Origin of the sequence: Sulfurimonas sp., assembly GCF_026196735.1 — a bacterium.
Taxonomy (GTDB): Bacteria; Campylobacterota; Campylobacteria; order Campylobacterales; family Sulfurimonadaceae; genus Sulfurimonas.
Genome location: NZ_JAPHUF010000012.1, coordinates 514162 through 525456, shown reverse-complemented (window position 1 = coordinate 525456; position 11295 = coordinate 514162). Strand labels below are relative to the sequence as shown.

The following is an 11295-nucleotide window of genomic DNA, read 5'->3' as shown; positions in this document are numbered from 1 at the left end:
CCTTATTTATTAGTTCTAGCACCCTCAGCTGAAACTTGTGCAATAAATGATTTGATTGCTCTTTGTGTACTAAACCCGATTGCTTCAAATCTCTCTTGATCAGTAACTATAGCATTTGGAGCTACTGAGAAGTCATGATTTCCTCTTGCTGAGTAGTTTTTTGACTCCCCGTTATGAACACTGGTAATATTTAAAGAAACGCTCATCCTGTAGCCTATAACAAATCCATTTTCATCATAAACAATTGGTGAATATGACGGATTACCCATTTTTAAAATAAGATGAGTGTCTGATTCCGACTTAGCTACCAAAGATGCCTGAAAAACCTCTATAATTGCTCTATCCACAGCATCTTTAATAATAACTGTATTTTCCGGATCAACTGCAGAAATAACTACACTCGTACTTATTTTTTCACCCATACTTGCACGGGCAAATTTTGCACTTGGCTTATATCCACATGCCGTTATTGTAACAACTACCAAAAATAGTAATATAAATTTATAAAATAATCTTTTCAAAACTACCCTTTAACTACTAGGTTAACTAACTTATTTGGGACTACAATCTCTTTAACTATAGTTTGTCCTTCTAGCCATTTTGCGGCTTTTTCTTTAGCCATATCAATTATACTCTCTTTTGATGCATCTATTGAAACTTCAATCTCGCATCTTCTTTTGCCATTTATTGAAACACCGAGTGTTACACTGTCTTCAACAAACACTTCTTCTATGATTTTTTGCTTTGATAAGTTATTTAAAGAGAAGTTTTCATTACTGATTTGCCAGCACACATGTGGAATTACAGGCTCCATAATCGAAGTCAAAATCCAATATCCCTCAGTCCAAACCTCAGAGTTTGTTTGAGTGTTGAGTGCATTCATAGCTTCCATTGTACCAGCTATTAGTGTATTAAATGTGAATTTTTCATTATATACATCATTGGCTCTTTTTAGAGCTTCATAGACTTTTTTTCTGGCAAATTTTTCATCTTTACTTAATGACGCGTGTTCAATTTGAGGAATTGTGTCTGTTTTGAGTATGTTAGAACTTCTATCAAAAAATCTTTTTATGAACTTGTAAGCACCCTCAACAGCACTGTCATTCCACTCCAACTCTTGAGTCGGTGGGGCAGCAAAAAGTATAAACAGTCTGGCAGTATCTGCACCGTATTTTTCTATCAATGCATCAGGGTCAACAGTATTTCCTTTGCTCTTTGACATTTTTGCCCCATCTTTTAGCACCATTCCCTGAGTAAGAAGTCTGTCAAAAGGCTCATCAAAGTCCAAGTAGCCTAAATCACGAAAAACTTTTGTAAAAAATCTAGCATACAAAAGGTGTAAAATAGCGTGTTCTATACCACCGATATAATGGTCAACACCTTCATGCCCTTTTTGGTGCATCCAGTACTTTATCTGCTCTTTTGAGAAAGCCTCTTTTTCCCAATTGGCAGGTGATGCACAAAATCGTAAAAAGTACCAAGAAGACTCTACAAATGTATCCATTGTATCAGTCTCACGAATAGCATCCTTGCCGCATTTAAGACAAGAACAATATTTCCATGTTGGATGGTTTTCAAGCGGGTTACCCTCTCCTGTAATCTCTACATCTTGAGGAAGAGCAATTGGAAGATTCTCTTTTTTCTCCATAACGATTCCACAATCATCACAATGAACAAAAGGAATAGGAGCACCCCAATATCTCTGGCGGCTTACTCCCCAATCTTTTAGCTTGTAATTTGTAGTCTTTTTACCAATACTGTTTTCTTCAAAATACTTGATAATGTTGTACTGAGATTTTTTAGAGTTCATGCCGTCAAACTCACCTGAATTAAACAGTTCTCCAACTTCAGTATAAGCTTTATCAGATTCCAGTTCGCCATCAAAAGGCTTAATAACTGCATTAATAGGCAGGTCATACTTTTTAGCAAAATCAAAATCTCTCTCATCATGAGCCGGAACCGCCATAACAGCACCACTTCCGTAATCCATAAGAACAAAGTTCGCACACCAAGCCGGCACTTTTTTACCAGTCAAGGGGTGAACTACATGTAGACCTAAATCTATGCCTGATTTTTCTTTTTGTCTGTCAATTGATGAAGTGTTTTTCATCTCTTTGATTTTAGCAATTGCTTCTTCAGATATAAGGGAGTTTTCTATCATATATGTAACGATAGAATGTTCAGGAGCAAGTGCCGTATAGCTCACACCGTAAATAGTGTCAGGACGAGTTGTAAATACATCAAAACTTTTAAAAGTGTTATTTAATTTAGATAGCGACATGTCATCAAAGAAAAGGTCAAACTCCAAGCCGTTTGATTTTCCTATCCAGTTCTCCTGCATAGTAAGCACCTGCTTTGGCCAGCCATTTTCAAGCTTAGATAAATCAGCCAAAAGCTCATCTGCGTACTCTGTGATTTTGAAGTAGTACTGATTCATATCTTTTTTAACGATAGGAGTATCACATCTCCAGCAGCATCCATCTACAACCTGCTCGTTAGCTAAAACAGTCTGATCATGTGGACACCAGTTTAAAAGGCCTTTTTTTCGGTAAAGAAGACCTTTTTCAAACATGTCAATAATAAAGCCCTGCTCAAATTTAGTATAAAGTTCATCACTTGTTGCTAGTTCACGCTCTTTGGAAAATGAGAAACCAAGAGTTTTAAACTCGCCCTTCATATACTCGATGTTATCGTAAGTCCAACCCTTTGGATGTGAACCATTTTTTATAGCTGCATTTTCTGCGGGCATACCAAAACTGTCAAAGCCTATGGGGTGAAGAACATTAAAACCTTGCTGACGATAGTACCTTGCAAATGTATCGCTTAGAGTATAATTTCTAACATGTCCCATATGAAGTCGCCCGCTTGGAAACGGAAACATACTTAAGATATATTTTTTTTCTTTTGTAAAATCTTCACTAGGTTCAAAACTTCTGTTTTTTGCCCAATACTCTTGCCATTTTTTTTCTAAATTTTGTGCGTTATATTCCACTTAATAAATATCCTATAAAAATTTCTGACTCCAAGGGAGTTTATCTCTAATCGCCTTAGCAGCGCAAGCAAATAGAAATGAATTTGCTCCATTTATCGAACTACTGCAGTCTAATATTCGTCACGATTTTTTGAACTCTCTATATAAATAAGTCCTACAGAAAAAAGATTTGCGATAAGTGCACCGATAGCCAAAGCAATAGCTGTCTCAAGGTTTCCAACAACTTCTAAATATATAAATGCCGGAATAAGGTGTAAATCAGCTACCAAAGACGATGCTAATAATTCTGCGGAGAGAAGATTTCTAACACCTATTTTCAAAAATGTAGAAACTAAGTTCAAACTACCTGCAACAAATAGTGCAATAGCACTGTGTTCATATAAAAACCCTGCAATTGATGTTAAACTCATCAACGCAAAAAATACATATATTACCTTACCCCAATCCATACAACACCCTTAATTTAAATTATCTAAAGTGATTATACAAAAAGTATCTTAAGTAGCGACTGAAAACCAATTTGGGCATTGGTTTTCTAAATATGCATATAGTGCTATGCTATTGTTTGAGTAGGTTTTTTTTCATAAAAAGATAGAACAACGCTAAAAAAGGAACGAAAATTATACCGATTCTCCAAAATATTTTTGCTTTTTCCTCTTCAAACTCACTAGTATATATTGAGATTATCGAATATATCCAAACAGCTACAAATAAAACAAATATCACAATCGTAAAGTTGTTCATAACATTCTCCTTGGTTTTATATATTATAGTAGTATTAAGACAATAAAAAGAAATAAAATCAACATAACTATTGATGTGAGAAGATATTACCCATGATAAACATAGGTAATAAAAATTTTAAAGAGTTGCTACATTACTCCAGATTCAAACTGATCGCGCATTCTCTGCTTTTCTGCTTCTCTTTTTGCTTTTTGAGCAAGTTTAATATGATAATTTTTCACATCAAAACCAAATGCAAGAAGAATTGGTGAAGCAACAAAAATAGATGAGTATGTACCGACAACAACACCTACTAAAAGTGTAAATGCAAATGCATGAATAATCTCACCACCGAACATAAACAGCGTAAACACAACGAAAAAAGTTGTAAGTGAAGTTAGAGTTGTTCTAGCTAAAGTTCTTGTAACTGATTCATCAATGATATCTGATAATTCACTATTTTTGCCATTTGTAACACCCTCACGGATACGGTCAAAGACAATAATAGTATCATTTAGTGAATACCCCAAAATTGTTAAAAGAGCTGCTAAAACATCTAGATTTACATCTAATCCAACTAAAGTAATAGCTCCAAGTGCGATAGATACATCATGAACAAGCGCTACAATAGAAGCAACAGCAAATCTCCACTCAAATCTAAATGCAACATAAATCAAAATACCTATAACTGCTAAAATAAGAGACATTATCCCCTTCTCTTTTAGCTCACTACCCACTTTTGGACCAACTATATCAACACGGCGAATTTCAAACTCGCCTGTACCCTTTAGAGCTTCGCGGGTAATATCACCTATATCAACAGTAACATTTCCAGTTGAAGTTTTCATACGAATCACAACTTCCTCAGGGGAGCCAAATTCAGAAATAGATGAACCGTCAAAGATTTCATCATGCTTTAGTTTTTCTCTCATATCATCAATTGGTGCTGCTGTGTTATATTTTACTTGAACTACAGTACCACCGGCAAAATCAACGCCATAGTTAAGACCTTTTGTTGCCAAAAGAGCAAGTGAACCTAAGACCAGAACTAGAGATACAAGCATTGCAAATTTTGATTTGCCCATAAACTTAAAGGTTTTTGTATATTTAAAAAATTCCATAATTAACCTTTAATCCCAAACCATAAACGGTTGTTTTTACTTTTTTGAATTCTCTTTTCTAGCATAGTATAAATACCGTGTGTTCCAAGAATTGCCGTTAGCATGGAAGCTAAAATACCGATACTGATAGTAATAGCGAAACCTTTAATAGCACCTGTTCCATAAGCATATAGAACAACAGCCGCAATTAAAGTCGTGATATTTGCATCTAAAATTGCACGCATAGCATTTGCATATCCATCTTCTATAGCTTTATGAATAGATACACCCTGATATATAAGTTCACGAATACGCTCAGAGATAATAACATTGGCATCGACTGCCATACCTACGGTTAGAACTATACCTGCCATACCTGGAAGCGTTAGCGTTGCTCCAAAAAGAGACATAACGGCCAAGATTATAAATAAGTTTGCCACCAAAGCAATATTTGCAATAATTCCGGCAACTCTATAGTAAACAACCATAAAAACAATTACCAAGATAAAGCCGCCGATAAGGGCTACCATACTTGCTTTAATACTATCAGCACCAAGACTTGGTCCAACAGAGCGTTTCTCCATCAAATAAACAGGTGCCAAAAGTGAGCCTGAACGAAGAGCAATAGCTAAATCTTTTGCTTCCATAACAGTATAATCACCAGAAATCTGACCACTTCCACCACCGATACGCTCATTAATAACAGGAGCAGAGTAAACTTTTCCATCAAGAACTACAGCTAAATGGTTTCCAACATTTTTACCTGTAAAGTCTCCAAATATCTCAGCACCCTCAGCATTTAGTGAAAAATTGATTAGCGGACGATTATTTTGATCAAAACCTACATGTGCATCTGTGAGCATCCCACCGTCTAAGATAGGGATCTCACGAACCAAATGCTTGATTTTAGAATTTGCAACATCTTCTAAAATAACATCACCGTAAGCTGCTGCATCAGAATCACTCATTGTGTAAACACGCGCTGCTCTATCTTCATCAACAGCCATAAGCTCTAACTTTGCAGAACGAGAGATAAGTTCTCTTGCGCGCTGCTCTTCTTCTTGAGTTTTTATACCTGCTAGCTGAACAAGAATTTTCTCTTCACCTTGACGGGCTACTACAGGTTCAGCCAAACCAAACTGATCAAGTCTGTTTCTGATAGTTTCAATTGCTTGAGAGATTGCTTGTTTTTCTGTTCTGATTATCTCTTCATCACTAAGAGTAATAGAGATGTTTTCAGCATTAACAGCTACAATTGCGCCCTCAATCTCTGCTAAATACTCTTGAACTGTTTTTAAGTCATCAGAGTCTAAAAGAGTAAACGATATAACACTCTCATCAAAACTAAGAGAATCAACCAAAATATCTTTACGCTCACTAAAGTGTTTGATACTCGCAGCGATAGATTTTATACGAGATTTTACCGCTTCTTGTGTTTTTACACCTAGAAGCATATGTAAACCACCCTGAAGATCAAGTCCTAAGGTGACTTTCTTCCCCTCTTGTGTCTGAAAAAGAGATGGAACAGAGAAGAATACACCAAAAACTATGGCAATAGCAAAAATGACTGTGCGATAATTAAGCTTCATCCTCATACTTTCTTGTAACAGCTTCTTTAGTGATTTTTATTATTGTATCATCATTTATTTTTACGCTTAAAAATTCTTCTTCTACTTTATATACAACAACTATCATGCCGCCGGCAGTTACTACTTTGTCACCTTTTTTAAGAGCTTCTATCATCTCTCTTCTGCTTTTTGCCTCTTTTTGTTGAGGACGAATAATTACAAAATACATTATTGCGATTAAGAATACGAACGGTAAAAGTTGACTTATGATTTCCATGATTTGGGGTTTCCTTTGAATTAATTGTGGCGATTATACAAAAAGTATATTAATAAAAGACTGAATATGTGTATAATTTCATATGTTGAAAAAAATAAAAAAACTTCAAGAATCACAAAAGCCTCTAACAATTGATTTAATAGGCGGAATCATCACTGCACTTTTGTTTAGTGCGTTTATATACTTAGAGCACTTTGGTATCACACTAAAACTCTTAAACACTCTTTTTGGAATCATCTCTTTGGCGCTGCTTTTATACATGTCAAAAAGAGCTGTTTTGATTGCCGGTTTTTTCATAGGACTACTTTGGTTTTACTGGATTGGATACAGCTTCGAGTATAATGGTGTTGGGTATCTAACTCCTGTAATTACGCTCATCTTTGCGTTTATATATATGCTCTTTTTTGGCATACTGGCTTTAACAAACAAAGTTTATATAAGAGCCATTTTACTTTTCGCACTTAGTTTTTTTGAGCCGGCTGATTGGAACTGGATGCAAATCGAGTTAGTATTTGTAGATAGCTATATAGGTGTTTTAAAGTACCAGCTTATAGTTGTTTTGATAGCTTTATCTCTTCCAAACTATATAAAAAACAAGTATAAATACACACCTCTGCTATTGATTTTGGCGGCTCTTAATTTTAATCCACAAATTCAAAAAGACGCACCGCTTAAAATTAAACTGGTTTCTACTGACATAACACAAGATGTAAAATGGAAGAGAGAGACTTTAGCACCAACTATAAAGATGGCACAAAGAGAGATAAAAGATGCAATAAAAAACAATTATGATGTAGTTGTTTTACCCGAATCCGTTTTTCCTCTATTTATGAATCAAGCTCCAAAACTCGTACAAAAACTCTTGTTGCTCTCTAAAGATATTACTATAATTGCAGGCTCACTTTTAAATGAAGACAATCAACACTACAATGTAACCTATATGTTTACAAACGGCAATTTACAAGTAGCAAAAAAATTAGTGCTGGTTCCATTTGGTGAGTATATTCCTCTTCCTAAATTTATTAAAAAATTTGTAAACGATACTTTTTTTGCGGGTGCTTCTGACTTTAAAACAGCAACAGAGCCTACAGATTTTATAATTAAAGGTGTCAAGTTTAGAAATGCAATCTGCTACGAAGCGACATGTCAAGAGATATATGAAGGAGATGTTGATTTTGTGATTGCAATAAGTAATAATGCCTGGTTTTCTCCATCTATAGAGCCGACTTTACAAAAACTGCTTATGCGGTTTTATGCCCGTAAAAACGGTGTTACCATATATCACTCTGCAAACTACAAAGGTACTGGAATTATCAAGTAATACACTTGTAACAAGCTTTTAGCTATAATAGCCATTAAAATATATAACACTATAGGCTATTTCATGTTAAATCTTAAAAATCCAGACTTTTATAATAACCGAGAACTGTCGTGGTTGCAATTCAATACCAGAGTTTTAAAACTGGCTCAAGATGAATCCTTACCTCTTTTGGAACGCCTGAAATATTTAGCTATTTATGGAACAAATCTTGATGAGTTTTATATGATAAGAGTAGCAGGGCTTAAAAAGCTTTTTGCAGCCGGTATCATCGTCTCAAGCGCGGACAAACTTACACCTCTTCAACAGCTTCGTGAAATAAGAAAATATCTTCACCAAGAACAGCAAGTAGTTGAACACTGTATGGGTGGAATACTAAAAAAGCTTGAAGTTGAAGGCATAAGCATAAAGTCATTCAACAATGTAACTCCTCATGAGAAAAATCAACTCAAAAGATTTTTCAATGAAAACATATATCCGGTAATCATTCCTATTGCAGTAGATGCGACTCACCCATTTCCACACCTCAACAATCTAAGTTTTGGTCTTATTGTAAAACTAAGTGATAGTGACAACCCTGCAATAGAAAGATTTGGATTTATCCGTATTCCAAGAGTTTTGGATAGGTTTGTAGAGCTTAACAACGGTGTTTATGTTCCTGTTGAGAGTATTGTTGCTCAACATGTCGAAGAGCTATTTCCTGGTTATACTCTTATCAAGTATGCATCTTTTAGAGTTACAAGAAACGCTGATATAGAGATAGAAGAGGAAGAAGCTGACGACTTTATGGAAATTCTTGAAGAGGGATTAAAGCTTCGCAGAAAAGGTGCAATGGTAAGATTGGAAGTTGGCATTAACGGTGATGAGGAGATTATCAACTTCTTTAACCGCCACACGAATGTTTATCAGGATGATATCTATAAATTTCATATATTTTTAAATCTTTCCAGTCTATGGCAGATAGTCTCAAACAAAAATTTTGCTCACCTTTTAGCAACACCATTTAAGCCAAAAACTCTGCCTCCACTCGATAGTAATGAAAACATTTTTCTAACTTTAGAGAAGCAGGATGTTTTACTCTACCATCCATATGAGAGTTTTGATCCTATTGTAAAATTTATACAGGATGCTTCAAAAGATCCTGATGTAGTTTCCATCAAAATGACACTTTATCGTTCAGGTACTAACTCTCCGATAGTTCAAGCACTTATGGCTGCTAGTGAATCTGGAAAACAGGTTACTGTAATGGTTGAGTTAAAAGCCAGATTTGATGAAGAGAACAACCTTATCTGGGCAAAAGCACTCGAAAAAGCGGGAGCACATGTTATTTACGGAATAAAAGGTTTTAAAGTTCATGCAAAAGCAACTTTAGTAACTAGACGAAAAAATGGAAAACTTAAACAGTATGCTCATCTTGGTACCGGTAATTACAACCCTGCAACATCAAAAATATACACAGATATGAGTTATATGACATCAAAAGATGAGATCACTAATGATATGACTAGATTTTTTCACTTTTTAACCGGTTTTAGTAAAAAAGGTAAACTTGAAGAGCTTTACATGTCACCTTCACAGATTAAACCGAAGATACTTTCGCTAATCCAAAACGAGATGAGAAAAGGCACTAAAGGACAGATAATTGTAAAATTAAATTCTCTTGTTGATGAGGATGTTATCCGTGCCTTATACAAAGCAAGTCAAGCTGGTGTAAAAATCGACCTTATTGTTCGAGGAATATGCTGCTTAAAACCAGGCATAGAAGGTGTAAGTGAAAACATCAGAGTAATTTCTATTTTAGGCAAGTACCTTGAACACCCAAGAACATTCTACTTTAAAAATGACGAAGCTCAAGTATATATCTCTTCTGCTGATTGGATGCCAAGAAATTTACTTAGACGAATAGAGCTCTTAACTGCCATAAAAGATGAAAAAGCTAAAGATAAAATTATTCAGATTCTTAAACTTCAATGTTCTGACAACTCTTTAGCTCATGAGCTTCAAAGCGATGGCTCATATATAAAAGTCAAAAATGATGGAGTTAAAACTATTAATAACCATAAACTTTTAGAAGATCATGTTAATAGAATCTCAAGAGCTACAAAAAAAGAGACAGCTAACTCTGTTGAACAACTGGCTACCCGTCTTTTTATCGAGAGTTAACTATGATTATCGATTTTAAAGATTTTTCACCCAATATAGGAAAAAGAACTTGGATAGCGCCATCTGCGGATGTGATAGGTCGTTGCGAAATTGGCGAAGATAGTTCTGTATGGTTTCAAGTCGCCATAAGAGCAGATGTTCACTTTATCAAAATCGGCTCTCGCACAAGTATACAAGATGGAAGTATGATACATGTAACTCATCATAAAAAAGCTGATATGAGTGATGGGCACCCGACTATCATTGGCGATGATGTAACAGTTGGACACAAAGTAATGCTTCACGGCTGTACAATACAAGATGCCTGTCTCATTGGCATGAGTGCAACAATACTTGACGGTGTTGTGATTGGTAAAGAGTCTATTGTCGGTGCAGGCTCGCTTGTAACAAAAAACAAAAAATTCCCACCCCGCTCACTTATCATGGGAAGTCCTGCTAAAGTTGTAAGAGAGCTGAATGATGAAGAGGTTGAAGAGCTATACGCTTCTGCATCAAGATATGTAGAATTTAAGTCTCACTACCAAGAGTAAAAACCTTTGCCTGATTACTTTATATTTGCAGACATTATTGGAATCATAGCTTTTGGAATAAGTGGTTTTTTAATTGCTATAAAAAACAACCTTGATATTTTAGGAATAGTTATAGCCTCAGCCCTTACAGCTTTAGGTGGCGGGATAATCAGAGATGCTATATTAAGCTCTGCTCCATTTGCATTTACCTCACTATATCCAGCTATCACACTGATTTTTACAATTTTTATTGCCTACATGTTTAAACTATATAACAATACTTCTATTGAAAAGAAATGGATATTTGTAGTGAGTGACACTATTGGTTTGGTTGCATTTAGTATTACAGGTGCTCTTTTGGCAATAAATGCTGAGTACAACTTCTTTGGGATAATAATTCTGAGTTTTATTACAGCAGTTGGCGGTGGTGTTACCAGAGATATTATGATAAATGAAGTTCCAACAGTTCTAGTAAGTGATTTTTACGGTTCTATAGCAGTTATAGTTGCTCTGCTCTTAGCAGTTGTTGAACTATTCGACATGTTAAATGAATTTACCATAATCTCTATTGCATTATTTTGTATTGCACTGAGACTTATAGCCTATAAAAAAAAGTGGCATCTTCCAAAACTAAATTAAAGCAGA

11 protein-coding genes are annotated in these 11295 nt (G+C 35.2%); 4 read left to right on the top strand and 7 right to left on the bottom strand.

The features are described from left to right. Window positions 1-2 precede the first annotated feature (2 nt). The 7 genes from lptE to yajC form a co-directional block, all read right to left on the bottom strand. Window positions 3-521, bottom strand: a complete 519-nt coding sequence (gene lptE / locus OQK60_RS08920) for an LPS assembly lipoprotein LptE (RefSeq protein ID WP_297686180.1) — start codon at window positions 519-521, stop codon at window positions 3-5. 2 nt (window positions 522-523) lie between these two features. Beyond that, a complete protein-coding gene (leuS, locus tag OQK60_RS08915) occupies window positions 524-2992 on the bottom strand; it encodes a leucine--tRNA ligase (RefSeq protein ID WP_297686178.1) in 2469 nt (822 codons plus the stop codon). A gap of 110 nt (window positions 2993-3102) precedes the next feature. Further along, entirely contained in the window at window positions 3103-3441 is a 339-nt protein-coding gene (locus OQK60_RS08910) for a DUF6394 family protein (RefSeq protein WP_297686176.1), read from the bottom strand. A gap of 109 nt (window positions 3442-3550) precedes the next feature. After that, window positions 3551-3736 carry a PLDc N-terminal domain-containing protein gene (locus OQK60_RS08905; RefSeq protein ID WP_297686174.1) on the bottom strand — a complete coding sequence of 62 codons (186 nt, stop codon included), beginning with the start codon at window positions 3734-3736 and terminating at the stop codon, window positions 3551-3553. Between the two features lie 128 nt (window positions 3737-3864). Continuing rightward, complete coding sequence (secF, locus tag OQK60_RS08900; protein ID WP_297686172.1) at window positions 3865-4836, bottom strand: protein translocase subunit SecF; 972 nt, start codon at window positions 4834-4836, stop codon at window positions 3865-3867. 2 nt (window positions 4837-4838) lie between these two features. Further along, the gene (gene secD / locus OQK60_RS08895) at window positions 4839-6404 is read right to left on the bottom strand and encodes a protein translocase subunit SecD (protein WP_297686170.1); all 1566 of its coding nucleotides are present in this window, start codon (window positions 6402-6404) and stop codon (window positions 4839-4841) included. Further along, window positions 6394-6660, bottom strand: coding sequence for a preprotein translocase subunit YajC (gene yajC / locus OQK60_RS08890; protein WP_297686168.1), 267 nt, complete (start codon window positions 6658-6660; stop codon window positions 6394-6396). The genes secD and yajC overlap by 11 nt, the downstream gene beginning before the upstream one ends. An 82-nt stretch (window positions 6661-6742) precedes the next feature. Between yajC and OQK60_RS08885 the strand changes: the two genes are divergently transcribed. The 4 genes from OQK60_RS08885 to OQK60_RS08870 all read left to right on the top strand — a co-directional run bounded on the left by OQK60_RS08885 (window position 6743) and on the right by OQK60_RS08870 (window position 11289). Then, the gene (locus OQK60_RS08885; RefSeq protein WP_297686166.1) at window positions 6743-7981 is read left to right on the top strand and encodes an apolipoprotein N-acyltransferase; all 1239 of its coding nucleotides are present in this window, start codon (window positions 6743-6745) and stop codon (window positions 7979-7981) included. 63 nt (window positions 7982-8044) lie between these two features. Continuing rightward, the gene (locus tag OQK60_RS08880) at window positions 8045-10141 is read left to right on the top strand and encodes an RNA degradosome polyphosphate kinase (protein WP_297686164.1); all 2097 of its coding nucleotides are present in this window, start codon (window positions 8045-8047) and stop codon (window positions 10139-10141) included. 2 nt (window positions 10142-10143) lie between these two features. Continuing rightward, entirely contained in the window at window positions 10144-10671 is a 528-nt protein-coding gene (locus OQK60_RS08875; RefSeq protein WP_297686162.1) for a gamma carbonic anhydrase family protein, read from the top strand. Between the two features lie 6 nt (window positions 10672-10677). After that, window positions 10678-11289, top strand: a complete 612-nt coding sequence (locus OQK60_RS08870; RefSeq protein WP_297686160.1) for a trimeric intracellular cation channel family protein — start codon at window positions 10678-10680, stop codon at window positions 11287-11289. Window positions 11290-11295 lie beyond the last annotated feature (6 nt).

What these genes read in the sequence shown, in the direction of transcription:
- OQK60_RS08880 (WP_297686164.1), top strand. Translation starts at nt 8,045, where the DNA reads ATGTTAAATCTTAAAAATCCAGACTTTTATAATAACCGAGAACTGTCG.
- OQK60_RS08910 (WP_297686176.1), bottom strand. Translation starts at nt 3,441, where the DNA reads ATGGATTGGGGTAAGGTAATATATGTATTTTTTGCGTTGATGAGTTTA.
- OQK60_RS08885 (WP_297686166.1), top strand. Translation starts at nt 6,743, where the DNA reads ATGTTGAAAAAAATAAAAAAACTTCAAGAATCACAAAAGCCTCTAACA.
- yajC (WP_297686168.1), bottom strand. Translation starts at nt 6,660, where the DNA reads ATGGAAATCATAAGTCAACTTTTACCGTTCGTATTCTTAATCGCAATA.
- secD (WP_297686170.1), bottom strand. Translation starts at nt 6,404, where the DNA reads ATGAAGCTTAATTATCGCACAGTCATTTTTGCTATTGCCATAGTTTTT.
- OQK60_RS08905 (WP_297686174.1), bottom strand. Translation starts at nt 3,736, where the DNA reads ATGAACAACTTTACGATTGTGATATTTGTTTTATTTGTAGCTGTTTGG.
- OQK60_RS08875 (WP_297686162.1), top strand. Translation starts at nt 10,144, where the DNA reads ATGATTATCGATTTTAAAGATTTTTCACCCAATATAGGAAAAAGAACT.
- secF (WP_297686172.1), bottom strand. Translation starts at nt 4,836, where the DNA reads ATGGAATTTTTTAAATATACAAAAACCTTTAAGTTTATGGGCAAATCA.